The sequence below is a fragment of the Hymenobacter yonginensis genome (assembly GCF_027625995.1).
Classification (GTDB): domain Bacteria; phylum Bacteroidota; class Bacteroidia; order Cytophagales; family Hymenobacteraceae; genus Hymenobacter; species Hymenobacter yonginensis.
Genome location: NZ_CP115396.1, coordinates 558,070 through 584,900, shown reverse-complemented (window position 1 = coordinate 584,900; position 26,831 = coordinate 558,070). Strand labels below are relative to the sequence as shown.

Here is a 26,831-nt window from a genome sequence, read left to right as displayed (position 1 = left end):
CAGCCATCCAGCCATTAAACACTTGAGCCATTTAGAGGATATCCGCCGAAATTCCCCGGTCGTGGAGGGCGGTGCACATGGCGGCCAGTTCCTCGTAGGCACCGTGCTTGACGGTGCACTGCCCTTTGTAGTGAATGAGGAGCGTGCACTGCTCGGCCTGCTCGGGCTGGTGGCCGCACACGTCCATCAGGGTTTTGATGACGTGGTCGAAGGTGTTGACGTCGTCGTTGTACACGATTAGGTCGCGCACATCGGTGGTTTCTTCCAGGAGCAGTACGTCTTCGTCGTACTCGATTAACGGCTTGCTGTTCATGGCGCAAAAATACGGAAAAACGGGCAGATAACCGGACTGCGAACACGTCACCCGGCCTGCTATAACCGATTCAGGCCCTGAATCGTTTCCGCATTTTGCCGGAATCGGCAGCGGGGCCGGCCGGCGCGGCCGCCGCGGGCGGACCGGCGCGCCGGCTCCGGGAAATCTGCCGTAATTTTCCGCTTTCCTACCTTCCTACCCTTCCCTACGCATGCGTACATTTCCTTTGCGCCGGCTGCTGCTGGCGCTTCTGCTGGTGGCAGCGCAGCTACCGGCGCTCCAGGCCCAGCAGAAGCGCCTGACCATGGCCGACGCCTTCCTCAACCGCAGCCTGCAGCCCGAAAACCTGCGCCAGCTTTCCTGGATTCCGGGCTCGAAAGATGAATACAGCTACGTGCGTCTCAAAACGTCTGAACAGCAGGACGAGCTGGTCATTAGCAGTTTACAACAGCCCGGAAACGTCACTTCTATTCCGTTGTCTTTACTTAATGCCTCTTTGGCATCGGCAGGTTCGAAGAGAACAGCAACTTTCTCCACGATTCGCTGGGTGAAAAGCGGCGAATTCGTAATCACAGCCGACAACCAAGTATTCAAGACATCGGTTAGCAACGAAACCTATCATGTACAAGCCAGTGCACTAAATTCTGTGGGCCTGACCACTCCCGTTAGGCTTTTCGGCTACGACCAGGCCGCCGACAACGTGGAAATGGACCCTACTCACACGCGGGTGGCTTTCACTAAAGACCAGAACCTGTACGTGTCGCTGGCGGGCCGCGAAAACGAGGCCGTGACGCAGGAAACCAACCCGGCCATTGTGAACGGGCAGGCCGCGCACCGCTCGGAGTTCGGCATCACGAAGGGCACCTTCTGGAGCCCCACCGGCAATCGGCTGGCCTACTACCGCATGGACCAGACCATGGTAACGGACTATCCGCTGGTGGATATTTCGGTGACGCCGGCGCAGGCCAAGCCGTTTAAATACCCGATGGCCGGCGACAAAAGCCACGAGGTGACGGTGGGCGTGTACGACCTGAACACGCGCAAAACGGTGTTTCTGCAAACCGGCGAACCTAAGGAGCAGTACCTGACCAACATCAGCTGGAGCCCCGACGAGAAAAGCATCTTCGTAGCGGTGCTCAACCGCGGCCAGAACCAGATGCAGCTGCGGCAGTACGACGCCGCCACCGGTGCCTTCGTGAAAACGCTGTTCGAGGAGAAGTCCGACAAGGATTTCGTGGAGCCGCTGCACCCGCTGGAGTTCGTGCCCGGCAATGCCAAGTACGCGCTCTGGCAGAGTGAGCGGGACGGCAACAACCACCTCTACCTATATGACCTGAGCGGCTACCGCAAGCCGCTGCAGCTCACGAAAGGCTCGTGGCAAGTGACGGACGTGCTGGGCTTCGCCGATAACAACCGCGAAGTGGTGTTCCAGAGCACGGCCGCCAGCCCGCTGCAGCGGCGGGTGTACGCCGTGAAGCTCAGCGGCGGCAAGCTGCGCGAAATCACGCGGGAAACCGGCACGCACACAGCCACGCTGAGCCCCTCGGGCAAACAGCTGCTCGACGTGTTCAGCAGCACCACTACGCCCCGCATCATCCGCACGGTGAGCGTGGCCGACGGCAAAACCACCCAGACGCTGCTCACGGCCCCCAATCCTGTGGCCGAGTACCAACTGGGCGAAACCAAAATGGTGACGCTGAAAGCCGCCGACGGCCAGACCGACCTCTACGGCCGCCTCATCACGCCGCCCAACTTTGACCCGGCCAAGAAATACCCGACCGTGGTGTACCTCTACGGCGGCCCGCACGTGCAGCTCGTTACGGACTCGTGGCTGGGCGGATCCAACCTTTGGATGCAGTTGATGGCCCAGAAAGGCTACGTGGTGTTCACCGTGGATTCGCGCGGCTCCGGCAACCGCGGCTCGGCCTTCGAGCGGGCCACGTTCCGGCAGCTGGGCACCGTGGAAATGCAGGACCAGCTCAAGGGGGTCGACTACCTCAAAAGTCTGCCTTACGTAGACGCGGCCCGCATCGGCATCCACGGCTGGAGCTTCGGCGGCTTCATGACCACCACGCTGATGACACGCAGCCCCGGCACATTCAAAGTAGGCGTGGGCGGCGGCCCAGTCATCGACTGGCGCCTCTACGAAATCATGTACACGGAGCGCTACATGGACACGCCCCAGGAAAACCCCGACGGCTACGCCCAGGCCAACCTTCTCAACTACGTAGACAAGCTGCAAGGCAAGCTGCTGCTCATCCACGGCACCATCGACGACGTAGTAGTGTGGCAGCACAGCCTCGACTACCTGAAAACCGCCGTCGACAAGGGCGTGCAGCTCGACTACTTCGTGTACCCAGGACATCCGCACAACGTCGGCGGCAAAGACCGGGTGCACCTCTACCAGAAAATCACCGACTACTTCGACGACAATCTGTAGCCCGGTGAGAATTGCGCACTAAAGATTGACTGGCCGACACTGTTGGTGAAACCAGCCAATCTTTAATGCGCAATTCTTAATTTTTAATTCCTCAGAAATGCCCGTTCCGTCCGCCGAATTCAAGCGCGCCCTCAAGAAGCTGTCCGACAAGGAAAAGGAGGCCCTGCTGCTGCGCGCCGCCCGCCGCGACGCCGAGCTCTACGACACGCTTTGCTACGAGCTGCTGCCCGACGTGACCACCGAAACCGTGTTCGAGCAGGCCTCCGACCAGATTCACGAACTGTTTGCGGTGGGCGCTACCGGCCGTTTGCTTAACCGCAGCCTCACCAAGGCCCTGGGCAAAGCCACCAAGGAAGTGGCCCGCGCCCGCCGCATCACCAAAGACAAGCGCCTGGAAGTGGATTTGAACCTCTACACCCTGCGCCACATCTTTGAGAACTACACAGGGCAGTTTGAGAGCATGTACGCCGGCTTCTACACCGGCACGGCCCGGCTGGCGGCCCGCACGGCCCAGCTCGTGCTCAACAACCTGCACGAAGACCTGTGGCTGGAGTACAAAGCCGAAATCGACGACTTTCTGCAGCAGCTGCACGCCCGCACCAAAAGCCGCAGCCTCAAGTTCGAGCTGCCCCGCGAGTTGGTGCTGCCGGAGTAGCTGGGCAGTATCGGAATAACCGGTTACTTGCCGGAAAATATCCGCGCTATGCCCCTATTCCGCTACCTGCCGGCCCTGCTGCTGCTCGGCGCCCTCCCCTCCTGCTCGTCCGACGGCCCCGCTGGGCGCCCGGCCAATGCCCCGGCCACCCAGGCGGCGCCCTATACGGCCGCCGTACGCAAAGCCGCCCAGCAGTACCGCGTGCACTACAACACGCCCGTCAGCCTCGACAGCACCGACTATTACTACCAACCTGTATCGGTGGTGGCGCAGGATAACAGCCGCACCACCCGCCTGCTGGAAAGCAGCTCCTATTATGATGGCGCAAGCAGCAGCTCCGACCGTATTGTGGGCACCTGCTACAACGTGCTGTTCTTTCGGCGGAGCAGTGCGCAGGCCCAGCAGACGCTGCTGCCGCACGGCCGCTTCGTTGTCACCGAAATCGACGACGCAAAGAAGCCCGACAGCCGCTGGCCCTACCTGTTCTACACCATTCTGAAGGCCGATACCAACGCCGACGGCCACCAGGACCAGGAAGACGCCAGCGCCCTTTTCGTATCGGACCGCAGCGGCCAGCAGCTGCGCCAGCTCACCCCTGACGGCACCCATCTGGAGGGCCGCCTGCTGCTGCCCGGCACCAGCCTGCTACTGGTGGAAGTGCGCCCCGACACCAACCACGACCGGGAATATACCTATGCCGACGGCACCTACTGGCTGCGCTTCGATTTGCGCAACCTGGCCGTGGCCCCCGTACGGCAACCTTCCCCGGCCCTCGCCAACACGCTGCACCAGCAGATGCTGGAACGCCAGAGCCGCAACCAGTAAAAGCCAGACGCACAAAAAAAGCCCCTCCGGCAGCTGCCAGAGGGGCTTTTTAACACAATGCCGAATCATCCATTCAACGGCATTCCGCCAGCAGAATTACTGCTTGGCAATAACGTTGAAGCTCAGCGTGAAGTCATCCATGATGGCCTTGTCGCCGATGCTTTCGAAGAACGACTTGGAGCCGTACTTGATGTCGAACTTGGTACGGTCGATGGTAGCGGTGCCGCTGGCCGAAGCTACGCCGCCTTTCACGCCTACTTTAGCGGGGAAGCTGATGCTCTGGGTGATGCCTTTGATGGTCAGGTCGCCGGTGATGGTGGCGTTGTTGCCGGCCGCGTCGCCTTTCAGGGCGGCTACTTTCGTGATTTTGAACGTCGAGGTAGGATTCTTCTCGATGCTGAAGAAGTCCTCGGAGCGCAGGTGGCCCACCAGTTTGCCGTTGTATTCGGCTTCCTTGATGTCCTCCACTTTCAGCGAGTTCATGTCAACCGTGAACATGCCGCCCACAATCTGGGTGCCGCGCACCAGCACGGTACCGTCTTTGAACTGAATGTTGCCGTTGTGCTGGCCGGTTACTTTTTTGCCTACCCAGCCCAGCGTGCTCAGCTGCGGCTGCAGCTTGTACGACTTATCGGCAGCTTTGCTGGTGCGGGCAGCGGCAGCAGCCGTGGCAGGGTTGCCGGCGTAGGCCGGAGCGGCCAACAGCGAAACAGCAATAAGAGCGGGCAAAAGGAGCTTTTTCATGGTTTTTGAAAAAAGAAAGGTGTGTGGGGAGTAAACGAAACGAGTGGGAGCCTAATCCCGGATTTTGTCGAGCAGGGCACTGAGCTGCGTGGCCTCCTCTTCGGTGAGGTTGTGCAGCCCGATGGGCTGTTCCTGCATCACAAGATCCATGCGCTGCAGCAGCTCCAGGCCGGCATCCGTGATGCAGATGTCCACGGCGCGGCGGTTGCTGGGGCATACGGTACGCGTTACAAGGGCCTTGCTTTCCAGCTTGTCGACGATGCGGGAGGCGTTGCTGGTTTTGTCCAGCATCCGCTCAATCAGCAGGTTGACCGTGGATGGCTTGGGGTGCTGGCCCCGTAGAATGCGCAGAATGTTGAACTGGGGCAGCGTAACACCAAACGATTTGAAAGCCGCGGCCTGCCGCTGCCCCAGCCAGCCCGCCGTGTACATCACATTGATGTGGGCTTTCTGATGGGAGTCGCGGAAAACTGTCTGCTTGATTTCGTCCTCAATTTTCATGGCCGGCATTCGCTGCGGGGAAATGATGTTGCAAATATATGTACATACATTCTATGTAGCAACATTTGTTCCCGTGAAATATTTTTTCTTTTTGGGTGGCTGAGCGTCCCAGCCTTTTGGCGCAGGCTTCCGTAAGCAGAAGCCTTCCCCCATTTCAAGCACTTCAGTATATGAAAACCTTTGCTTTTCTAGCCGTTACGGCACTGTTGGCCGTGGCTGCACCGCATGCCGGCACCGCCCAAACGAAAACCGCGCCGAAAACCGCCGCCGCTGCTGCCAGCACCGACCAGTATGTGATGCAGAACGCCGAAGTGCTGCTCCGGCAAGGCACGCGCCTGACGCCGCTCACCAAAAACGTAGTACTTCCCAACGGTACGAAGGTAAATTATAAGAGCGGTATTGTGGAATTTCCGACCGGCAAGAAAACGACGCTCGGCGAAGGCGACTACGTAACCACTGCCGGCGAGGTGGTGTTTGCCACGCCCGCCAGTGCCGCCGCCGCCCGCGGCGACAACTCGGTGCCCGCCAGCGCGCAATACACGCCCTACGTGCAGAAAGGTACCACGCCAGCTGCTCCGGCCACCACCACCGTCACGGCCATCGGCACGCCCAACGACCTGACGTCGTTGCTGACCCGCAAAGTGCAGCTGCTCACCGAGAAGATCAACCTAATGACGCCCAACCCGGCCAACCAGGCGGCCATCAACAGCCTCAACCAGCAGCTGCAGCAGCTGGATGCCCAGATCGGGCGCTGATAGACGCTCCAAGGTCAGCCTTGCTTTCTGATTGCAACCGCGCCCGGCCTTGGCCAGGCGCGGTTTTTTCCATTTATGCGGCTTGCGAAGTCGTCGCCGGAATTTATCTAGCCGGCTGCCGAGCCGCTCCAGATAGAGCGGAGCCGGAAGAAAATGCGCGCCAGCAAGCTGATGTCCTCGGTTACGATGTCGGCCTGCGCGCTGATGCGGTGACGGTAGGCGATGTGGCGGCCATAGCTGGTCACCAGGCCGTGCGGCAGCGCTACTTTAGCCATAAACGTGTTGTCGGCGGCTGGAATGGCCGACAGGGCGGCCACGCGGCCTTCCAGCATGCCGTATTCGCTGAACGGGTAGCCATCGAGGCGGATAAGCACCTGCTGGCCCACCTGCACCTTGCCCAGGTTCTGCTGCGGCACCGACATGGCTCCGTAGTAGGCCACCGGCGCGGCTTCCATGTAGAACACTTCCTCGTTGGCGCGCACTACCTGCCCGGGCTCTACAAACCGGGCAAAGCGCACCCGGCCCGCCACCGGCGCCTGCAGCACGTAGCGGCTTTTCCAGGTATCAATGGCGCTGCGCAGGGTGTTGAGGGCCTGAACGTAGGCATTGGCCTGGTCGCTGAGCTGCTGCTCCAGCTCCAGCAGCTGCTCTTCCTTGGCCTGCTGCGCCGCCACATTGGCCAGCACCGCTCCTTCCACCTGCTTGAGCGGAAACTGCTTGGCCAGCTCCTTGCTTTCCTCGCGCCGGAAATCCGACGAGGCAATGACGCCCTGCCGGGCCAGGGTGCGCTGGGCCTGCACTTCGGCATGCGTAAGGGCCAGGTCGCTGGCGTACAGCTTGTTTTGCTGAGCTAGGTTCTGCCCGATGCGCCGCAGGTTCTGCAGCTCGGCCCGCAGCATGGCCTGCTTCTGGCGGTAGAATGTCTGGCTGTGCTGGCTGCGGTACTGGGAGTAGGCCTGGGCAAAGGCCTGGTAGCTGGCCTGCAGCTCGCCCAGCTTTTCGGGGAAGTAGGCCCGCTCGCGCAGGCGGCCGTGGCCGGCCGGCCCCAGGCGGTGCAGCGAGTCGAGGTAGGCCGCCAGCTGCAGCACGTGGGCATTGTCGGCGGAGTTTTCGAGGTAGGCCAGCACCTGCTGGCCGGCCACCTGCTGCCGGTCGTGCACCAGCAGCGTGGTGAGGCGGGTGTCGGTTTTGCTGACCACGGGCTTGGGCGCGTTGGCCGATGTGAGGGCAAACGAGCACCGCACCATCACGGGATACTTCACGAGGCCGCTCAGCACCACTAGGCCCGCCAGCAACACCAAAAACAAGCCGGTTCCCAACCGGATAAACCAATGCGGCTGGTTGGAAATAATTTCCTCTAGTTCTTCGCTGTGCACTATCTCCATACGGCAGTTTCTTACCTGATAAACGCTAAAAAATGCGGGCCGCCCGGGGGCTAGGCGTCCAGCTCCAGCTGGTTTTTCACCAGCGAGAAGTAGTAGCCCTGTTGCGCAATGAGGCTGTCGTGGGTGCCCTGCTCCACAATGCTGCCCTGGTTCATGACGATGATGTTGTCGGCGCTCCTGACCGTGCTCAGGCGGTGCGCCACTACCACCACTGTGCGGTGCCGCATGAACTGCTCCAGGTTGTGCAGGATGGCCGTTTCGTTCTGGGTGTCCAGGGCGTTGGTGGCCTCGTCGAGAAACAGGAAGGCGGGGTCTTTGTACACGGCCCGCGCAATGAGCAGGCGCTGGCGCTGGCCCTGGCTCATGCCGCTGCCATCGGTGCCAATCTGGGTGTTGAAGCCCAGCGGCAACGACTCGATGTAGGGCTGAATATTGGCAATGTGTACGGCCTGCATCAGCCGGTTGGCATCGGGCTGCTCCTCGCCCACCGCAATGTTGCGGGCAATGGTATCCGAGAAAATAAAGCCCTCCTGCGTCACCACGCCACACTCGCGGCGCCAGGCCTCCTGGCTGATCTGGGCCAGGTTGACGTGGCCGACCTGAATTTTGCCGTGCGTGGGCTGGTAGAATTTCAGCAGCAGCTTAAGTAGGGTGGTTTTGCCGCTGCCGCTGGCCCCCACAATGGCCGTGGTTTTGCCGGCCGGAATGTGCAGGCTGATGCCGCACAACACCAGCCGCGCCTCCGAACCTGGGTAGGCAAAGTCCACGTTTTTAAGGCTGACAGAGTGCTCGGCCGGTAGCTGCTGCAAACTGAAGTCGTTGCTGGTTTCCTCGTCGTCGAGGTGGTGAATCTCGTTCAGGCGCTCCATGCTGATCTGGGCATCCTGCCAGGTTTGGGTGAACAGGATGATCTGCTCGACGGGCTTGTTGAGCTGGCCCAGGATGTATTGCACCGTGAGCATGGCCCCCAGCGTGATGTGCCCGTTGATAACGGCTTTGGCCGCCAGAAACGTAATCAGGATGTTTTTGCCCTCGTTGATGATGACGGCCCCGGCTTTCTGGTACTGCACGGCGGCTAGGCCCTCGTGGTTGATTTTGAACAGCGAGGCCTGAATCTTCTCCCATTCCCAGCGCTTCTGCCGCTCGGAGTTGGCCAGCTTGATTTCCTTGATGCCCTGCACCAGCTGAATGATGGAGCTTTGGTTGCGGGCCTGGGCCTTGAAGCGCAGCGCGTCAATCTCGCGCCGACGCTTCAGAAACATGATGGCCCACAGCACATACAGCGCCGTGCCCACCAGAAATACGAAAAAGATGGTGCTGTCGTAGATGCACAGCACGGTACCGAACACCACAATGCTCAGGGCCGAAAACAGCGTGCTTTGCGGAGTGTTGGTCAGAAACACCTCGATCCGCTCGTGGTCGTGGAAGCGCTGCATGATGTCGCCGAGCTGGCGCACGTCAAAAAACGATACGGGCAGCCGCAGCAGCTTCGACAGAAAACCGGACAGCACTAGCACGTTGATGCGGGCGCTGATGTGCAGAATGATCCAGCCCCGCACAAAGTCCACCACGTTCTGGCTGACCAGCAGCGTTACCTGGGCAATCAGAATCAGGTACACAAAGCTGAGGTTGTGGGTGTTCACCCCCACATCTACCACGGCCTGTGCCAGAAACGGAAGTATCAGCTGGAAGCCACAGCCCACCACGATACCGAACAGCAGCTGCCACAGCAGCTTCTTGTACTTGAGCAGGTAGGAAAACGCCTGCTTCATGCCCACCTGCTGATCTTCTCTTAATTCTTTGTCGAGGTAAAACTCCGGGGTGGGTTCCAGCAGCAGCACCTGCCCCTGGCTAACGCCCACCGGCCGGTCTACCAGCCAGCCGGCCAGAAACTCCTCGTAGGAATACGTTAGCAGCCCCAGGGCCGGGTCGGCCACGAGCACGGTGGTGCGGGCGTGGTCCTGGTTGCGGAAACGAGGCTTCCGGAAGCCGTACACCACCACAAACCGCTGCTCCCACTGCACAATACACGGGATGGTGGCCTCGGTGGCCAGCCGGCAGAAGCTCATCTTCACGCCCAGCGTCTGGAACCCCATTTCCTCGGCCGTTTTGCTCAGGCTGTTGAAGGGGTTTTGCTGGCTGGCAGCCTGTTCAGCCGGCGCGGCTTTCAGGCCCGCACACGGCCGGCCGTAGTGCTTGGCTATCATCTTCAGGCACGCGCTGCCGCAATCGGCGGCATGCTGCTGCTTGTAGAAAGGAAACATGGGTAAGGGTAACGCTAGAAGAATACTCGACCTGATTATGGCGCCAGACAGACTGGATAGCGGCAACCATTGCCCGGCGCTGCAGCTCCGAAAACCTGTGCATCAGGCCCCGAAGTCTACAATTGGGACTTTGGTGTTCCGGCAAATATAACGGATAAATAATATTACCTTAACACAAAAAACAATTGGCCGGATTATATTTTAATCCGGCCAAAAATGAAAAATCTACGCCTCGGATTTCGTGCCTGAGCTACAGCGTGGCCGGCAGTGCGGCCTGCGCGTGCAGCTGCCCGGCCTGCTCGCGCACCAGCCCGAAAGGCTCGTCGCGGATGATGAGCAGGCCATCCAGGTCGCAGATTTCGGCCAGCCCGCTCAGCTGCAGCGCCGACCAGATGCCCAGCGAGGTTTCCACCATGCAGCCCATCATGGTCTGCAGGCCGTGGGCCTGGGTTTCGCGCAGAATGCGCAGGCCATTGCGGTAGCCGCCGGCCTTCATCAGCTTCATATTCACGCCGTGAAACTGCCGGGCAATGTCGGCGAAGTCGGCCGCATCGGTCACCGACTCGTCGGCGAACAGCGGCCAGGGCGTGCGGGAGTGCAGGTAGCGGTAGGCGGCGGCTTCGGCGGCGGGCAGCGGCTGCTCCAGCAGGCGCACGCGCAGGCCGAGCAGCGGGGCGGCCTGCTCCACAAACCGCAGCAGGGCATCGGGGTCGGTCCAGGCCTCGTTGCCGTCGATGATGAGGGGCCGGCCGGGCAGCACGCGCGTTACTTCGCGCAGCAGCTCGTAGCCCATTTCCTGGTTCACCTTGATTTTGAGCAGCGCAAACCGGGCCATGTCGTGCTCCTGCAGAAAGCCCGCCACGGCGCCCGGCTCCATGATGGGCAGCGTGAAGGCCGTAGGCACAGCCGCAGCCGGCGCGGGCACGCCCAGCCACTGCCACACCGGCTGGCCCGCCCGTGCCGCCTCCCAGTGCACCACCGCCGACTCCAGCGCAAACCGCAGCGCGTGCGCCACCGGCTGGCCAGCCAGAAATTCGTGCAGGGCCGCCTCCGAGCTTACCCGGTTCAGGCCGGCCTGCAGCAGCGCCTCAAACTCCACCTGCAGACCGGCCGGCGTTTCGCCGTAGCGCACGTTGGGGGCCGCCTCGCCGTAGCCGCCGGGGCCGCCGGCCTCGTCGCGCACCTGCACCAGCAGGTTGGTTTTGGCGGTGGACGCGTTGCGCGAGATTTTCCAGGTGAACCGCAACGGCAGTTCCAAAGTAGTCAGCGACCAGATGGGCATACTTGTATAGGTGCTAGTTGGTAGTTGTTCGTTGTCGGGCGCTGGTTGGCGGTTGGCGGCTGATGTGGGCCACGTCTACTTTTTCTGCAACCGTCAATTGCCAACGAACAACTGACAACGAGCAGCAAACAACCCTTAATCCGGCGGCAATAACCGAAAACCAGAAACTAGAAACCAAAAACTACCTTTGTTGCTGTTCCCTGGCCCCCCACATTTCTCCTTTTGCCGCCGCGCATGAAGTTTTCGCGACTCCTTCCTCTCGTATTGTTGCTGGCTGTAGTGGCCGTGCTTCTCACAGTGCTGGCCTCCTACGGCGTGGGCGGCATCAGCTCCGGCGTGGCCCAGGCTGCCCGGTGGGTGTTTCTGGCCGCCTTTGTGGCCTATGGCGTGCAGCGCCGCTCCCTCACCTTCTGGATTGTGGTGAGCATGTTCGTCGGGGCCGAAATCGGCAACGACTATCCTACCCTCGCCGTCAACCTCAAGGTGCTCAGCGACGCCTTCCTGCGGCTGGTGAAAACCATTATTGCGCCGCTGGTATTCGGCACGCTGGTGGTGGGCATTGCCGGCCACGCCAACCTCAAGCAGGTGGGCAAGATGGGCCTCAAGGCGCTGGTGTACTTTGAAATCGTAACCACCTTCGCCCTGTTCATCGGGCTGGCGGCCATCAACCTCACCAAAGCCGGCGTGGGCATCAGCCAGGCCGGCGTAGCGGCCGACACTGAGAAGCTGCAGACGGTGGAGCAGTCCACGTCCGACATCATCCTGCACATCTTCCCCGAAAACATTGCCAAATCCATTGCCGAAGGCCAGGTGCTGCAGGTGGTGGTGTTTGCCATCATCTTCGCCATCGGGCTGGCCATGGTGCACCCCAAGCACCGCCGCCCCATGCTGGAGTGGTCGGAGAGCTTGTCGGAGGTGATGTTCAAGTTCACCAACGTGGTGATGTTCTTCGCGCCGCTGGGCGTGGGCGGGGCGCTGGCCTACACCGTGGGTAAAATGGGCTTCGGCCCGCTGCTGAATGCCTTTCAGCTGCTCCTGACGCTCTACGCGGCCCTGATTGTGTTTCTGCTGGTGGTACTGCTGCCCATTGCGTTTTTCGCCCGCATTCCCATCAAGCGCTTTGTGCAGGCCATTGCCGAGCCCGTGAGCATTGCGTTTGCCACCACCTCGTCGGAGGCGGCGCTGCCCCGGGCCATGGAAGCCATGGAAAGCATCGGCGTGCCGCGCCGCATTGTGGCCTTCGTGATGCCAACCGGCTACTCATTCAATCTCGATGGCACCACGCTCTACCTGTCGCTGGCGGCGGTGTTCGTGGCGCAGGCCGCCGGCGTCGACCTCTCCTTCGGGCAGCAGCTGGTGATGGTGTTCACTTTGATGCTGACCTCCAAAGGCGTGGCCGGGGTGCCGCGCGCCTCGCTCGTGATTCTGCTGGCCACGGTGGCTTCCTTCAACCTGCCGGCCTGGCCGGTGTTCATCATCCTGGGCATTGATGCCCTGATGGACATGGCCCGCACCGCCGTCAATGTTATCGGCAACTGCCTGGCCACGGCCGTGGTGGCCCGCTGGGAAGGCGAGTTCATCGACAACTACGTGGCCCCCGAGCCCGTGCAGGAGCTGGCCGAGCCTGACAGCAGCATTGCGCAGGCCCACTAATTTCAAGCAAAAGCACTCGGTGCTTCCGATTTTCAACGCCCCGATCTGGTTTCAGATCGGGGCGTTTTGTTTCTGCTTTAAAGAACATTTTAATGATAATATATTTTCACTTTTAAGTTATATTAGTAATGCCATTTTATCTGAACCCAAATACATACATTCGGGGTTCTGGCCTACGAAACCTGAAAAGTCCACTTAGTATGATTGCACTTCTTCGCCTTCCATTGTCTTTGCTGCTGGCCGCTACCGTCTTGGCTGGATGCAAATCCGCCGACCGGGTGATGTTCCAGACGCCCAACCACCGGCTGAGCAGCCAGCTGCCGCCGCTCGAAATCACCGTTGACAACGGCCCGATGGCCTTCACGGAAGGCGCCCTGCCCGACGACCCGCTGCGGGTGTTCCGGCAGGAAGTGGGCCAGAACCTGATGGAAGCCGCCGATACCAGCCGCTACGGCTACGTGAAGCTGCTGGTGAAGCAGGCCGAAGTGACGCGCACCGGCCGGTTTTTTCAGGGCGTGCAGATGGTGACGATGATGGTGCCCAGCCTGCTGGGGCTGCCCGTGGAGTATTACCGCACCAACGTGCAGGCCGAAGTGCAGATTCTGAACGCCCACAACGACGTCATCGGGACGTTTAGCGGCGCGGGCCGCTCCAAGGTGCGGGTGGCCATGTACCACGGCTACTCCCAGGCCAACGCCCCGCGCCTGGCCGACATGCAGGCCCTGCGCCTGGCCCTCGACCAGATCCGGCCCCAGCTGGAGGCCAGCGCCGATACGCTGCGGCAGCAGCTGCTGGCTACCGGCCCCCTGCAGGAAGATTCCGTCGACACCAATACCTCCAGCGGGCAGTAATCTGGCTGGGAACCGAAGAGCCGGTTGCTGTTTTTTCAGGCTTAGAACCGCTTCAGTGCATGACTGGAGCGGTTTTTTCGTTTGGGGAGTTAAACCCGCGGGTGGGCGAAGCATCTATCACGGCATCTTCCCTACGGATTTTACACGCTGCCTCATGAACACAACTTCCCTCAAACTACTGGCTGCTACGCTGTTGCTGCTACTGACTACCGGCACCGATGCCCGCCCGCGCTGGCAGGGCCCCGGCACTCCTGCCCGCACCGAAACCAAAGCCTACCTTCAGCAAAACGTGCTGCCCGTGCTGCGGCAGCAGCGCCAGCAGCTGGAAACCCGGCTCAGTTCCGCCGACCGCACGCAGCTGGCCAGCTACCGCACCGAGCTGCACACGCTCCGCCAGCAGGCCCACACGCTCCGCCAAGCGGCCAGACCCGCCGCCGGCACCGCCCGCCCCGACCTCACGCCCGAGCAACAGCAGCAGCGCCAGCAGCTACGCGCCGCCACCAAAGCCCTCCTGCTGAACGTAGCGCAGCTGGCCCGGAAATACGAGGCCGACATCAGCCAGCTAACCCAGCCGCTGCAGCCCCAGCAACAGAAATGGGCCGCCGACCTGGCCGCTATCCGGGCGCGGCACACGCCTGCTTCTGCGGAAGCAGCAGCGGCCGGCCCGCCTCGGCACGCCGCCGCCAGCCACCTGCTGCGCCCGGTCCGCTTCCTGCTCCTCGATCCGGCAGCCCCAACCCAGGCGCCGGCCGGAACCGCCGCCAGCCTCTACCCCAACCCGGCCGTAGCCGCCAGCCAGCTGACGTATGAAATGCAAAAGCCCGGCCCCGTCACCGTCGAGCTGCTGGACGGCCGCGGCAACACGCTCCGCACCGTGGCCCAGGAAAGCCGCCAGGACAAAGGCCCGCACACGCTCTCCATCGACCTGAGCGACTTGCCAGCCGGCATCTACTTCTACAAGATCAGCACGCGCACCGGCGCCGAAACCCGCCGCTTCGTGAAAGAATAATGCGGCCCGCCGTTCGTTGAAAGCCAGCCCTGATGGGGCTGGCTTTTTTATGCAGGATGCCAGCCGCCGCGCCAAACAGCTGGTTGGCGCCGGCTGCTGCTTATCTTTACGCCCTATGCTGCGCACTCCGTTTACCTGGCTTCTGTTCTTTATTGCTGCCACGGCGCTGGCCGCCTGCTGCGGCTCCGTGGCCTGCGACTGCCAGGACTCGCTCGACGATGCCGTGTCGTTCAGCTTCAACCAGACCGCCGGCACGGCCCGGCCTTTCACCTTGGAAGAGCTGGATTCGGTGTTTTTTGTGCGCGCTTTGCGCCGCGACACTGCCCGCCGGCCGGTTATTGATACCGTGCTGCTGGTGCGCATCGCCGAGCAGCGCGGCAGCAACGTGGTGCTCAACAACGCCCAACCGTTTGGGCAGCGCGGCACCCGCAAGCTCAACCAATACCGCTACCAGCTCTACCTGGGCAAGCGCCGCGCCCCCACGGTGCGCTTCGCCATCGACAGCATTCAGCTCAACAGCCGCCTAGAGAGTGACGGCTGCTGCACCTGCAACAACAACACCCTTAAGCGCGTGTTTCTCAACGGAAACCCGCAGCCTATCGACGTCACCGACCCCAGCGGCCAGGATAAAGCTGTACCGGTGGTGCTGACCCGCTAGCCGACCAGGCAGGGGCGCTCAACATACGTCCATGGGCCCGGCCATTACGTATAGCGTACTCCTGAAGGCTGGCTGCTACGAATTGGCTACCTTCGGAGTTGTTGCTGTTGCTATGCTACCCGAACCCACCGTTGCCCGTCCGGCCTCTGCCGCTTTTCCTTTCCAGACCTCGCTTAGCCTCGAGCCCATTATTGCCTACTGGCGGGCCCGCGAAGACGATGAAAACCCCGGCGTAGCGCTGCTGGCCCGCGCCATCGGCGAGAAGGTGGCCGCCGAGCCCTGGTGCCGCGGCCCCATCACCGATATGAGCGTGTTGGAGTGCCACTGCGACTTGGTGGATACGCTGATGCTGGCCATGTTTCCGCCGGCCTCGTTCCGCCACGACATCAGCGGGGCCATTGTGCCGTTTCAGCGCTACAGCTTCTACCACACGCCGCGGTTTGCCGAGGTGCTGCTCACGAGTGCCAAAACCGTGAAGCAGCCGCTCAACATCGATGCGGCCACGCTGGAAGTGCACACTGCCCGTATGGCCTACCAGCTGATTCTGGACAAGATCTACGGGGTGCAGATGCCCGACAACGGCACCATCATCTTCACCGTGCCTGATTACAGCATTGGGCTATACCGGCACTACAGCGTGGGGTTCGACTCCACGTTTCTGGACGTGCGTGTGGTGGGGCCCCGGCCCGAGCTGACGTCGGAGCAGGTGGAGCTGCTCACGCGCAACCCCAACCGCTCCGATATCTGGCAGGAGCTGCTGCCGCCGGCCAGCTTCGTGCTCGAAGGCTTCAACATCCTGCACCTAGCCGATGTGACCGAGCAGGAAATCCTGTCGGAGCTGAAATACGATTTGCTGGAGCGCGACGTGCTGCAGGCCTCCGACCGGCTGGAGCAGATTCAGGAAAAGCTGCGGGTGCTGTTTAAGCGGCCGTTTCTGCAGCTGGGTATTGCGGCCTACAACGAGAAGAAGCGCGCCTTCGTGGATTTCGGCCGCAAAATCAACCACAGCTTCCTCACCAAGCAGCTCCACAGCCAGGATGCCGGCTCGGGCTTCCGCCAGATCTACACGGAGCTCTGGCAAAACCGACAGCCGCTGGTGCTGGAAGACGTGGAAACGGCCGCCATTCCCGAAGACCTGCGCCAGCAGATCCTGAGCATCGGCATCCGCTCGGCCATCCTGGCGCTGCTCCGCTACGGCGACGACACGGTGGGCTTGCTGGAGCTGGGCTCGCCCAACGTCGGCGACCTGGACGAGTTTGATATTGAGACGGTGGCCCAGTTTGCGCCGCTGTTTGCGGTGGCCGTGAAGCGCAACGCCGAGGAAATCCAGACCCGCGTGCAGTCCATTATCAAGGAGAAATTCACGGCCATCCACCCGAGCATGGAATGGCGGTTCACCAACGCGGCCGAAAACCTGCTCCAGAAGCAGGAAGACGGCAACCGCGGCGCCGAAATGGAGGACATCGTGTTCCACGACGTGTACCCGCTGCACGGCTCCTGCGACATTCGCGGCTCCAGCACGGCCCGCAACGAAGCCATCCAGGGCGACCTGGTGGAGCACCTCACGCTGGCCAACAAGGTGCTGAAAAAGGCCTCCGAGTTTCAGGCCCTGCCCATTCTCGACGAGCTGAAGTTCTACGTCAACAAAAACCTGCGCCGTTTGCGCCAGGGCCTAATTTCGGGCGACGAGGTGAGCATCTTCGAGTCGCTCCGGACGGAGGTGGAGCCGCTGTTTGAGTACCTGGGGCAGAACACGCCCGAGCTGCAGGCCGTCATCAGCCAGTACTGGTCGAACATCGACCCCGAGCTGGGCGTGCTCTACAAGCGCCGCAAGGCCTTCGAGCAAAGCACCACCCTGCTTAACGACACCGTGAGCGACTACCTCGACGACGAAGAGGAAAAGGCCCAGCAGATGTTCCCGCACTACTTCCAACGCTTCAAAACCGACGGCGTGGAGTACAACATCTATGTGGGTGCCTCGCTGGTAGAGCACAAGCCCTTCGACCTGGTGTTCCTGAAAAACCTGCGTTTGTGGCAGCTGCTCACCATGATTGAGATTACGCGGCGCACGGCGGCCCTCAAGCCGCAGCTGCCCGTGCCGCTCGACACCACCCAGCTCATCCTGATTCACAGCCAGCCGCTGGGCATCCGATTCCGGCAGGATGAGCGCCAGTTCGACGTGGACGGCGCCTACAACATCCGCTACGAAATCATCAAGAAGCGCATCGACAAGGCCACCGTGCAGGGCACCGGCGAGCGACTCACGCAGCCCGGCCGCATTGCGCTGGTGTACTCGCAGCAGCGCGAGGCCGACGAGTATCTCGAATACCTAGACTACCTCCAGGACCGGGGCATGCTCGAAGACGACATCGAGGAACTGGAGCTGGAAGAGTTGCAGGGCGTGAAAGGCCTGCTGGCCCTGCGCGTGAAAGTGAAGCTAACCTAGCCCACAACCGCCACCTACTGCAAAGCCGCGCAACCACTCCCAAACGGGAAGTTGCGCGGCTTTGCTATGCCATGACACTATTGAAGTTACTTAACTACTGCTAGACAAGTCATTAGTTTTAGTGGTGTTGGGTCAGTAGCGCGAACTTTGTAGTTCGCGTCCCCGCGCCATTAACGCCAGTCCAACGGCGCAGAGATACGAATTACAAAGGTCGCGCTACTACTGCTGCTTAGCAGCTAAGTATCATTAGTGCGCAGCGTTTACAGCGTGTCTGAAAGCGGCACCATTACTTTATCCAGCACCACTTGGTAGGCGTCGGGCGTGACACTTACATCGCCAAGGTAAGGATGGTCGAGGGCCGCAATCAGGAAAATCATGATGCCCACCATCAGTGCCAGCAGGCTGGTCAGCAGGGCGTGGAACCGCAGGTTTTCGACCACGAAGCAGTAGGAAAACGCAATGGTGATGACGGCGCCCAGCAACACCGCGGCCCACAGCACGCCCGGTACGCCCGAGCTGATACTCTCAATGCGCTGCCGCCGCAGCTCCACCAGCCGGTTGAAGGTTTCGATGGCCTCGCCGTGCAGCACCTGTTGGCTCATGGTGCGTACGTTGGTACGCAGCAAATCAAGCTGAAACCGGGTAAGCACCCGCCGCTCGGTGTCGTTGGCCATGCCCTGCCGCTGGGCCGGCCACGATTTCTGCACGATGAACTCGGTGTAGCTGCGCAGCTGGGCCTGCAGCGGCCGGGCGGTACTGTCGGGGTAGCCGCTCAGGTCGCGGTAGAGGACAGCCAGCGAGGCGGCTTCCTGCGAGGCAATGGCCGAGGCATCGGAATAGTTTTGCCAGGTAGCCACCGTGAGCAAACCCAGCGTGAGGCCGTAGAGTACCGTCACGCCCGAAAAAAACCAGCCCACCGTACCGTTGTCGATGAGGGCCGCGGCGGCGCTGCCATGCAGGCGTCGGTGGGCAAAGTACAGCCCGATCAGCGAAACCAACACGGTAGTTCCTGTGATACAGAGCGCCAGCAGCCAGGTAGGCATTTCGTACATCCAGAGCATATACTGCAGGGAAGGGTCGACAGAATAGAAGGAAGCTTCCCACAAAGGATCAGAAGCCATAAGAGCTGAAAAACAGGGTGAAACTTAGGGTTCAGACGCTCGGGAAGCCGTATCATACCGTAAATGCCGGCATTTGGTTTTTGGCGGGCGGCAGGCATGGCGCCATACGCCGATTTTCGCGTCTGGTTTACGGCAGCAGCTGCTGCTTTTCGCGCCAGTACAGGCGCAGCGCGGTCCGCAGCAGTATCAGCCAGAGCAGACCAGCAGCAAAGCCGGCCAGCACATCGGTGGCGTAGTGCACCTGCAGGTAGATGCGAGTAAGGCCGATGAGCACGGCCCAGCTCAGGAGCAGCGCGGCCCAGGCCGGGTGGCGGCCGTGCCGCCAGAGCAGCCACGCCAGGCAGCCGTAGAGGGCCATGCCAATCATGGCGTGGCCGCTCGGGAAGCTCAGGCCCGGCTGCGGCAGCAGCGCCGTAGCGGGCCGGGCCCGATGAAAGTGCGTTTTGAGCAGCTGGTTGAACAACGAGGCCCCGGCTACGGCCATAAACACCTCCAGCGCCTCCCGCTTGTGCCCCCACCACCGCATGGCGGCCGGTACCAGTACCGCCGCGCTTACCAGAAAAGGCAGCGAAGCAAAGAACGTCACGAACAGCGCGACACCGGTTAGCGGCGGCCACGCCGCTCGCAGGGCATTGGCCTGCCCGATGGCCCAGTTGTCGAAGGTGAGCGAATGAACGCCGAACACCACCCGCGTGAGGTAGAAAAACAGCGCCAACGACGCCAGAAACACGCTCCCCACCACCAGTACTTCCAGCGTCAGGAAGCTGAATAGCGCGAGCAATCGAGTCGTTAGGTTCTTCATGCAGTGGAGAGTGGCACGAATAAAAACGAAAAAGCCGGTCCATTTCTGGACCGGCTTTCGTGCGCTCGGGGAGACTCGAACTCCCACACCTTGCGGAACTGCCGCCTGAAGACAGCGCGTCTACCAATTTCGCCACAAGCGCATCTTGTGTGTCAGCGGCCGTCTGCCCTATCCGGGGTGGCTTTTGATGATACAAAGATAGGGGCATCTTTTGTCACCAGACAAGCTTTGCGCAAAAAAAACCGGTAAATTTTTCTGAATAAAATCGGTTTGTACGCTATTCAGGCTGTTTTTCAGTTGATTGCGGCAGCTGGCGAAATCGTTTTTTTACCTGATTTTCTATCCGCTTCAATACCGGAATGGCCACTGCCAGCCACACCAGCCCGGCCGTGAAGCCGGCCAGCACGTCGGTGGCGTAGTGCACCCGTAGGTACACGCGGGTGAGGCCAATCAGCAGGATGATGCTGACCAGCATGCCCGTAAGCAGCCAGCGCAGCCCGCGGGGCCGCACGTGGGTCTGCACCAGATACACCAGCAGCCCATAAAAGGAAGCTGAAATCATGGCGTGCCCACTCGGGAAGCTCAGCCCCGAGGCCGACACCAGCGGCAGCAGGGGCCGCGGCCGATTATAGAATTGCTTCAGCACCAAGTTGAGGCTGATGCTGCCCAGGGCCACTACGGGCACCAGCAGCGAGTACCAGCGGTGCCGCCGCATCAGCAGCAGCCAGTTGATGAGCAGCAGCCCGGCTACGGTAATGAAGTTGCGCGAGGCCAGAAACGTCACGGCTTCCACCCACTGCTGCCGGGGCCCCAGCAGGTGCCGTACCCACCGGAACGCCGCGGCATCGAACGTGGCCGCATCCTGGTCGAACACCTCCCGCCCTAGCGCCAGAAACCCCACAACGCCCAGGATGCCCAGCAGCAGCGTCACGGCAAACTCGGTCAGAAACAGCATACTGCCGGCCAGCAGCCGGCGCACAGGATTGGTCATACGCAATAAACTATAGTGTGGGCAGCGGCCCGGCGCGTACAACGGCGGTACCTTGCTCTGGCCAGCACGCTGCTGCCCCCGGAATGCTCCGGCCTCTACATACGATACAAACCGCTGCCTATGCCACCCTATCTGCCAGATTCCGGCTTCGACCGGGTTGCGGCCTTCTATGATCCGCTGGCGAAACTGGTGTATGGCCGGGCACTGCTGGCGGCGCAGCAGGCGGCGCTGGCAGTTGGTTTGCCCGCCGGCGCGCCGCGGGTGCTTGTCATCGGGGGCGGCACGGGCTGGGTGCTGGACGAAGTGCTGCGCCAGCGGCCCCAGGCGCAGGTGCTCTATCTGGAGGCCTCCCCCCGGATGCTGGCCCGCGCGCGGCGGCAGGTGCCCGCCGGCGCCTCCTCGCAGGTGGAGTTTCGGCTGGGCACCGAGGCGGCGCTGGACCCGGCCGAGCGGTTTGAGGTAATCGTCACGTTTTTTCTACTGGACTTGTTTGAGCCCGGGCGGCTGCGGCAGCTGGTGGCCCGCCTGCAACAGGCACGCCAGCCCAACGCCCCCTGGCTGCTGGCCGACTTTGCCACGCCCCGCACCTGGTGGCAACGGGGGTTGCTGGCGGCTATGTATGGCTTTTTCCGCGCCACCACCGGCATCAGCGCCCGGAGCCTGCCGCCTATTCATCAGACGCTGGGTGGGCTGGGGTTGCGGCCGGTGCAGGAGCAGCGGTTTTTTGGCGGCATGGTGGAAGCCGTGGTGTGGCAGTGAAAAGTTGGCCTGACCAGCCAATCTGCTATAGCTCGGTGGTTATGCGGCCTTACCTTTGCCAGCCGTATTTTACTATACTTCCTGTGTTCGTATCCTCCCGATTGTCTCTGTTAGGCTTAGTGCTGCTAAGCGTGGCGCTACCCGCTAAGGCCCAGAAAAACTGGGAAGCCGGCTATCTGCTGCTCACTACCAATCCGACCGATACCCTGCGGGGCTGGGTGCGCTACCGGGAGCAGGCCGTGCAGTTTCAGCCTACTGCCGGGCCGGCCCGCACCATTCCGCTCACCGAAATCCGGCGCTGGCACACAAGCCGCGGCGAAGATCTGGTGCTGACGCCCAAGGCCCTGCAACCCTATACGCCGGCCCCTATCCTAAGTGAAGTGGTGCAGGGCCGCACGGCGCTCTACTATGATGCCCTGGGCACCCAGCAGTACATTCTGGCGCCTGACGCCGGAGAAGCCCGCCCTTTGCTGCGCAACAGCTACCAAAAGCAGCTGCAGCAGCTCTTGCCCGCCTGCTCCGGCCCCGTTCGCTTCTGCAGCCAGGGCGCCGGGTGGCGTACAAAGGCCGCGACCTGGCGCCGCTGGTGCTGCGCTACAACCGTTGCCGCTGGCCCCAGGAGCCTGTGCGTGCGGCCACGCTGCAAGCCAATGCCCGGTTGGAAGGCGGCCTGCGGGTGGGCCCCCGCTCCTACCGCCTGCGCTACCACTACGATGGGGAGCTGCAGGACACCGACTTCGGGCGCCAGGTGGGGCTGGCCGGCGCGGTGTTTGCGCGCCTCAGCTTCAATCAGCGGTTTTTCCTGCAGTCGGAGCTGGAATACGAGGGCCTGACCAGCTCCGGCCGCCTCTCGGTGCCCACCAACACGCCCAGCTTTGCCCGCCTCGTGGATACTAGCCTGAAGCGCCGGCAGGCATTGGCTACGCTGCTGGTACGCTACCACGTGGGGCTGCCCGTAGCCGGCCGGTGGCGGCCGGTGCTGCTGGGCGGTATCTCGGCAGGCTATGCGCTGGCGTCGGAATTCAGCGTGGCTACCACCCTGTCGTTCCCCGACAGCCGCCCGGCCGTTGTACTGCCCGAAGATGCTACGGCGGCCCGCTGGTCGAGGGGCTACGTAGCGGGGGCGGGCGTGGAAATCCCGGTGGGTGCCTACCGGCCTACGCTGGAGCTGCGCTACCATCCGATGCTGTTCCAGACGACGGGCGGCACTCTAGAGCGTCAGGTGCAGGTGCAGGCTACGGAGCTGCAGCTGAGTTGGGCTTGGTAAGTTTCGGGGCGGTGTGCTGACGGCTGGGCAAGGTTGCGTAGGTTCGCGGTGTATTACCTGCCTCCCCTACCCATGCAAAAACTTGCTGCTCTGCTTTTCCTGGCGTCGTCGCTAACCCTGGCCCGGCCGGCGGCGGCGCAGGCGCCCGTTGCCTATCAGGTTGCCTTTCCGAACGCCGTGCACCACGAGGCCCGCATTACGGCCACGTTCCGGGAGCTGCCCGCCGGGCCGCTGCAGGTGCGCATGGCCCGTTCGTCGCCGGGCCGCTACGCGCTGCACGAATTCGCCAAGAACGTCTACGACGTGCAGGCCACCGACTCGAAAGGGAAAGCGCTGCCCGTGATGCACCCCGACCCCTACGGCTGGGACGTGCCCGGCCACGACGGCACGGTGGTGTTCACCTACACCCTGTTCGGCGACCGGACCGACGGCACCTATGCCGGCATTGACGCCCGCCACGCCCACCTCAACATGCCCGCCACCCTGGCCTACGCCCCGGCGCTGGCGCAGCGGCCGGCCCAGGTACAGTTTGCACTACCGGCCCGCTGGACGGTAGCCAGCCAGCTGCAGCCGGATGCCACCGGCACCACCTGGCAGGCGCCCAACCTGCAGTACCTCATGGACTCACCCACTTCTTTGGGCGAGCAGCAGGTGCGCACCTGGCAGGAAGGCGGCCGCACCATCGAGCTGAAGGTGCTGCACGACGGCACTGAGGCCGAGTTGGACGCCTACACCGCCAACACCAAAAAAGTGGTGAAGGAAGCCGCGGCCATCTTCGGCGGCCTGCCGGAGTACGACTTCGGGCGCTACACCTTCGTGGCCAACTACCTGCCCCAAACCAGCGGCGACGGTATGGAGCACCGCAACTCCACCTCCCTGACCAGCCGCCGCCCGCTGCGCGGCCCCGAGGCCATCGACAACCTGGGCACCGTGGCGCACGAGTTTTTCCACAGCTGGAACGTGGAGCGCCTGCGCCCGCAGGACCTGGAGCCGTTTGATTTTCAGCGGGCCAACATGAGCAGCAACCTGTGGTTTGCCGAGGGCTTCACCCAGTACTACGGCGAGCTGCTGCTGCGCCGCGCCGGGGTGTATACCGACGAGCAGTATTGCCAGGAAGCTCTGACCGGCATCGTGCAGGCCATGCTCAACTCGCCGGGGCCCAAGCGCTACTCACCGGTGGAAATGAGCCAGCAGGCACCGTTTGTGGATGCCGCTGCCGCCATCGACCCCAACAACCGCACAAACACCTACCTGAGCTACTATTACATCGGGGCGGCCAACGCGCTGGCCCTGGATCTGGAGCTGCGCCAGCGTTACCGCACCGACCTCGACACCTATATGCGCACGCTCTGGCAGCAGCACGGCGCCCAGCAGAACTATGCCCCCGCCAAGCCCTACACCCTGCGCGACCTGCAGCGGGTGCTGGGCGAAGTAACCCGCGACACGGCGTTTGCGGGCCAGTTCTTCCGCCAGCACATCACCGGCCACGAGCTGCCGAAGTACGACGAGCTGCTGGCCCCGGCCGGCTTGCTGGTGCGCCGCGCCCACCCCGGCCAGGCCACGTTGGGCGCCCGCCTGCAGTTCAACCCCGCCGACAGCAGCGCCACGTTGGGCACCACCCTGCTCGGCAGCCCGCTCTACCTGGCTGGCCTCGACCGCGAAGACGTGCTGCTGAAGCTCGATGGCCAGAAGCTGACCGGCAACACGCAGGTGCAGAAGCTGCTGGCCACCCACAAGCCCGGCGACGTGTTGCAGGTGCAAGTGCGCGCCCGCGACGGCCAGCGCACCGTGCCGGTCACGCTCCAGGAAAGCACCGATCTGGAAGTGGTGCTCAACGACAAAGCCACCCGCAAGCAGCTGGCCTTCCGCAAAGCCTGGCTGAGCGGCAAGGCGAAGTAGCCACACATTTCACTGAATCATGGCCATAAAAAAGCCCCTGCCGATTGTATTGGCAGGGGCTTTTTATCGCACGAATAGTTTCCGTTAACGGCGGCGGCCAAACAGACGCAGCAGGAACAGGAACAGGTTCACGAAGTCGAGGTAGAGGGTGAGGGCGCCCAGCACGGCGGCTTTGCGGTCGGTGGCGTCGTCTTCGTAGCCGAGGAAGGCTAGCATCTTCACTTTCTGGGTGTCGTAGGCGGTGAGGGCTGTGAACAGCAGCACGCCCACGAAGCTGGAAATCCAGTACAGCGCCGGGCTATTCAGGAAGATATTCACCACCGAGGCCAGCACCAGCCCAATCAGGCCCATGAACAGCAGGTTGCCCCAGCGCGAGAGGTCGGTGCGGGTGAAGTAGCCGTAGAGGCTCATTAGGCCAAAGGTGCCGGCCGTGATGAAGAACGTGGAGCTAATGGATTCCATGGTGTACACCATGAAGATGATGCCCAGCGTGAGGCCGTTGAGTGCCGAGTAGCCCATAAACGCCGCCGTGGTGGTGCCCGCCGACCAGTCGAAGGCTTTGCGCGAGAGGAAACCGACCAGCGCAATTTCGGCGATGATCAGGCCCAGAAACACAAACCGGTTGCCGAACACCAGCTCCTGCAGCGTGGCCGAGCCGGCCACCAGCATGGCCACGGCCCCGCTGACGGCCAGCGCGCCGGCCATCCAGCCGTACACCTGCGTCATAAAGCGCGACATCACCTGGGAGGCTTCCTCGGGCGAGAGGGTGAGCTGCGGTTGCGGCTCCTGATAGTTTTCAGAAGTAAAATCTTCCATGAGAATAGGGTGAGGGTTGACGATAAAGTTGCGGCAAATTAGAGGTTTGCGGCAGGTTAACCTAACGCCCGACATCCCGGCCGGTGCCATAGCGCAAAGCCTCTACCTTTGCGCCATGCCCGCCCCCAAGGACCGCCGCCTGCCCCACATCTACCTCATTATCCTGATCGACGTGATTGTGGGGGCGGCCATCGGGCCGGTGATGCCGGAGTTTGTGCGGGGCCTGCCGCAGCCGCAGCTGTGGCTGTCGGTGGGCACGGGGCTGTTTCTGGGGGTGCAGCTGTTTTCGGCGCCGGTGCTGGGGCGGCTTTCCGATGGCTATGGGCGGCGGCCCATCTTCATTTTGTCGGCGGTGGGCACGCTGCTGGCCAATGGGCTGCTGCTGCCGGTGCGGGCGGGGCTGTTTTTCGCGAACCGCGTTTCCGACGGCCTCACCAACGGCATGTATTCCACCGTGCGCTCGGCCCTCACCGATATTTCGCCGCCCGAGAAGCTGTTCAAGAACCTGGGCATCGAGGGCGCCATCATCTCGCTGGGCTTTGTGCTGGGCCCGATGGCGTCGGGGGTACTGCTGACGCTGCTGCAGGTGGCGCCGGGCCAGGAAGCCGCCTACGTGGTGCGGCTGGCGGTGGTGCTGGCCGCCCTGAACGTGGTGCTGAGCGTGCTGCTGCGCGAAACCCACACCCGCCGCAACGGCGTGCGCGGCGCCGAGCTGCGCACCGAGCTTGCGCTGGCCCTCAACCCGCTCACGCTCTGGGCGCGACTGCGCGAGAAAGAGACCACCACGCCCGGTATCCGGCGCATTGTGCTCACGCAGGTGGCCCTCACACTCAGCACGGGCTATTATTTCTACTTCGTGCCCTTCATCAGCCAGGGCCCGATGCACCTGGACGCGCGCGGCATCTCCTACTTCTTCATGTTCTTCGGGGCATTGAGCATCGTGCTCAACTACGTGTTCTATACCTACCTCGCTGACCGCATCAACCAGCGCAAAGCCATTGTGTGGCTGGCGGCGCTGGGCGTGCCGGTGCTGGCCGCCTACGGGCTGGTGGGCACGTCGGTGGTGGCGCTCTACGCGCTGGTCGTCATCGACTGTTTCACGCTCTCCTTGATTCAGGGCTTGCTGGAAGGCCTGCTGGCCCAGCGCACCACCGACGCGGACCGGGGCGAGATTTTCGGGCTGAACCAAGCGTTTCAGGGATTGGCCAGCTTTACCACCACACTGGTGTTCGGGGCCTTATCGGTGCTGGACTTGCGGCTGCCGTGGGCGTGGTTTGCGCTGTGTTTGGCCGCCGTGGCGGTGCTGGCCGCGTGGCGCGTGCCCGGCCAGCCGGCGAAAAATGGAGTAGCTGAAGCCCATTAGTCGGCATTTTTTGCCCGTCAGTTATTCATAAC

At 62.2% G+C, this 26,831-nt stretch carries 23 protein-coding genes and 1 tRNA gene; 13 read left to right on the top strand and 11 right to left on the bottom strand.

Going from position 1 to position 26,831, the window contains the following annotated elements:
• Nucleotides 1–31 precede the first annotated feature (31 nt).
• Complete coding sequence (locus tag O9Z63_RS02600; protein ID WP_044013626.1) at nt 32–313, bottom strand: ATP-dependent Clp protease adaptor ClpS; 282 nt, start codon at nt 311–313, stop codon at nt 32–34.
• Between the two features lie 211 nt (nt 314–524).
• Between O9Z63_RS02600 and O9Z63_RS02595 the strand changes: the two genes are divergently transcribed.
• The 3 genes from O9Z63_RS02595 (at nt 525) to O9Z63_RS02585 (ending at nt 4,233) form a co-directional block, all read left to right on the top strand.
• Entirely contained in the window at nt 525–2,753 is a 2,229-nt protein-coding gene (locus O9Z63_RS02595; RefSeq protein ID WP_270127726.1) for a S9 family peptidase, read from the top strand.
• Between the two features lie 97 nt (nt 2,754–2,850).
• The gene (locus O9Z63_RS02590) at nt 2,851–3,408 is read left to right on the top strand and encodes a hypothetical protein (protein WP_270127725.1); all 558 of its coding nucleotides are present in this window, start codon (nt 2,851–2,853) and stop codon (nt 3,406–3,408) included.
• A 48-nt stretch (nt 3,409–3,456) separates the two neighbouring features.
• Nucleotides 3,457–4,233 carry a hypothetical protein gene (locus O9Z63_RS02585; RefSeq protein ID WP_270127724.1) on the top strand — a complete coding sequence of 259 codons (777 nt, stop codon included), beginning with the start codon at nt 3,457–3,459 and terminating at the stop codon, nt 4,231–4,233.
• Nucleotides 4,234–4,329: 96 nt separating this feature from the next.
• Here O9Z63_RS02585 and O9Z63_RS02580 read toward each other — a convergent pair whose 3' ends face one another.
• Entirely contained in the window at nt 4,330–4,977 is a 648-nt protein-coding gene (locus O9Z63_RS02580; RefSeq protein ID WP_044013636.1) for a YceI family protein, read from the bottom strand.
• Between the two features lie 51 nt (nt 4,978–5,028).
• Nucleotides 5,029–5,487: a MarR family winged helix-turn-helix transcriptional regulator gene (locus tag O9Z63_RS02575; protein ID WP_333490332.1), complete on the bottom strand. Its 459-nt coding sequence runs from the start codon at nt 5,485–5,487 to the stop codon at nt 5,029–5,031.
• Between the two features lie 161 nt (nt 5,488–5,648).
• On the opposite strand from O9Z63_RS02575, the gene O9Z63_RS02570 reads away from it, so the two are divergent.
• Complete coding sequence (locus O9Z63_RS02570) at nt 5,649–6,233, top strand: DUF6799 domain-containing protein (protein WP_270127723.1); 585 nt, start codon at nt 5,649–5,651, stop codon at nt 6,231–6,233.
• 107 nt (nt 6,234–6,340) lie between these two features.
• On the opposite strand, the gene O9Z63_RS02565 is transcribed toward O9Z63_RS02570, so the two are convergent.
• From O9Z63_RS02565 to O9Z63_RS02555, 3 genes are all read right to left on the bottom strand, one after another.
• Nucleotides 6,341–7,618 carry an HlyD family efflux transporter periplasmic adaptor subunit gene (locus O9Z63_RS02565; protein WP_270127722.1) on the bottom strand — a complete coding sequence of 426 codons (1,278 nt, stop codon included), beginning with the start codon at nt 7,616–7,618 and terminating at the stop codon, nt 6,341–6,343.
• Between the two features lie 50 nt (nt 7,619–7,668).
• A complete protein-coding gene (locus O9Z63_RS02560) occupies nt 7,669–9,882 on the bottom strand; it encodes a peptidase domain-containing ABC transporter (protein ID WP_270127720.1) in 2,214 nt (737 codons plus the stop codon).
• Nucleotides 9,883–10,132: 250 nt separating this feature from the next.
• The gene (locus O9Z63_RS02555; RefSeq protein ID WP_270127718.1) at nt 10,133–11,164 is read right to left on the bottom strand and encodes a dipeptide epimerase; all 1,032 of its coding nucleotides are present in this window, start codon (nt 11,162–11,164) and stop codon (nt 10,133–10,135) included.
• Nucleotides 11,165–11,398: 234 nt separating this feature from the next.
• On the opposite strand from O9Z63_RS02555, the gene O9Z63_RS02550 reads away from it, so the two are divergent.
• The 5 genes from O9Z63_RS02550 (at nt 11,399) to O9Z63_RS02530 (ending at nt 17,781) form a co-directional block, all read left to right on the top strand.
• On the top strand, nt 11,399–12,817 hold the full coding sequence (locus O9Z63_RS02550) for a dicarboxylate/amino acid:cation symporter (RefSeq protein WP_270127717.1): 1,419 nt from the start codon (nt 11,399–11,401) through the stop codon (nt 12,815–12,817).
• 200 nt (nt 12,818–13,017) lie between these two features.
• Nucleotides 13,018–13,668 (top strand): hypothetical protein, encoded by a 651-nt coding sequence (locus O9Z63_RS02545; protein WP_270127716.1) that lies wholly within the window; start codon nt 13,018–13,020, stop codon nt 13,666–13,668.
• Between the two features lie 154 nt (nt 13,669–13,822).
• The gene (locus O9Z63_RS02540; protein ID WP_270127715.1) at nt 13,823–14,677 is read left to right on the top strand and encodes a T9SS type A sorting domain-containing protein; all 855 of its coding nucleotides are present in this window, start codon (nt 13,823–13,825) and stop codon (nt 14,675–14,677) included.
• Between the two features lie 115 nt (nt 14,678–14,792).
• A complete protein-coding gene (locus tag O9Z63_RS02535) occupies nt 14,793–15,335 on the top strand; it encodes a hypothetical protein (RefSeq protein WP_270127714.1) in 543 nt (180 codons plus the stop codon).
• 112 nt (nt 15,336–15,447) lie between these two features.
• Nucleotides 15,448–17,781 carry a GAF domain-containing protein gene (locus tag O9Z63_RS02530; protein ID WP_270127713.1) on the top strand — a complete coding sequence of 778 codons (2,334 nt, stop codon included), beginning with the start codon at nt 15,448–15,450 and terminating at the stop codon, nt 17,779–17,781.
• Between the two features lie 260 nt (nt 17,782–18,041).
• On the opposite strand, the gene O9Z63_RS02525 is transcribed toward O9Z63_RS02530, so the two are convergent.
• The 4 genes from O9Z63_RS02525 to O9Z63_RS02510 form a co-directional block, all read right to left on the bottom strand.
• Complete coding sequence (locus O9Z63_RS02525) at nt 18,042–18,902, bottom strand: bestrophin-like domain (protein WP_270127712.1); 861 nt, start codon at nt 18,900–18,902, stop codon at nt 18,042–18,044.
• 127 nt (nt 18,903–19,029) lie between these two features.
• Nucleotides 19,030–19,704, bottom strand: a complete 675-nt coding sequence (locus O9Z63_RS02520) for a phosphatase PAP2 family protein (RefSeq protein WP_270127711.1) — start codon at nt 19,702–19,704, stop codon at nt 19,030–19,032.
• Between the two features lie 60 nt (nt 19,705–19,764).
• Nucleotides 19,765–19,846 (bottom strand) — tRNA-Leu (locus O9Z63_RS02515).
• Nucleotides 19,847–19,981: 135 nt separating this feature from the next.
• Nucleotides 19,982–20,695: a phosphatase PAP2 family protein gene (locus tag O9Z63_RS02510; protein ID WP_270127709.1), complete on the bottom strand. Its 714-nt coding sequence runs from the start codon at nt 20,693–20,695 to the stop codon at nt 19,982–19,984.
• 120 nt (nt 20,696–20,815) lie between these two features.
• Between O9Z63_RS02510 and O9Z63_RS02505 the strand changes: the two genes are divergently transcribed.
• The 3 genes from O9Z63_RS02505 (at nt 20,816) to O9Z63_RS02495 (ending at nt 24,620) form a co-directional block, all read left to right on the top strand.
• On the top strand, nt 20,816–21,454 hold the full coding sequence (locus tag O9Z63_RS02505) for a class I SAM-dependent methyltransferase (RefSeq protein WP_270127708.1): 639 nt from the start codon (nt 20,816–20,818) through the stop codon (nt 21,452–21,454).
• 553 nt (nt 21,455–22,007) lie between these two features.
• The gene (locus O9Z63_RS02500; protein WP_270127707.1) at nt 22,008–22,721 is read left to right on the top strand and encodes an outer membrane beta-barrel protein; all 714 of its coding nucleotides are present in this window, start codon (nt 22,008–22,010) and stop codon (nt 22,719–22,721) included.
• Between the two features lie 72 nt (nt 22,722–22,793).
• On the top strand, nt 22,794–24,620 hold the full coding sequence (locus O9Z63_RS02495) for a M61 family metallopeptidase (RefSeq protein WP_270127706.1): 1,827 nt from the start codon (nt 22,794–22,796) through the stop codon (nt 24,618–24,620).
• Nucleotides 24,621–24,704: 84 nt separating this feature from the next.
• On the opposite strand, the gene O9Z63_RS02490 is transcribed toward O9Z63_RS02495, so the two are convergent.
• Nucleotides 24,705–25,436: a Bax inhibitor-1/YccA family protein gene (locus O9Z63_RS02490; RefSeq protein WP_408613558.1), complete on the bottom strand. Its 732-nt coding sequence runs from the start codon at nt 25,434–25,436 to the stop codon at nt 24,705–24,707.
• Between the two features lie 46 nt (nt 25,437–25,482).
• Here O9Z63_RS02490 and O9Z63_RS02485 point away from each other — a divergent pair, with 46 nt between their 5' ends.
• On the top strand, nt 25,483–26,799 hold the full coding sequence (locus O9Z63_RS02485) for an MFS transporter (RefSeq protein WP_333490331.1): 1,317 nt from the start codon (nt 25,483–25,485) through the stop codon (nt 26,797–26,799).
• The last annotated feature ends 32 nt before the right edge of the window (nt 26,800–26,831 follow it).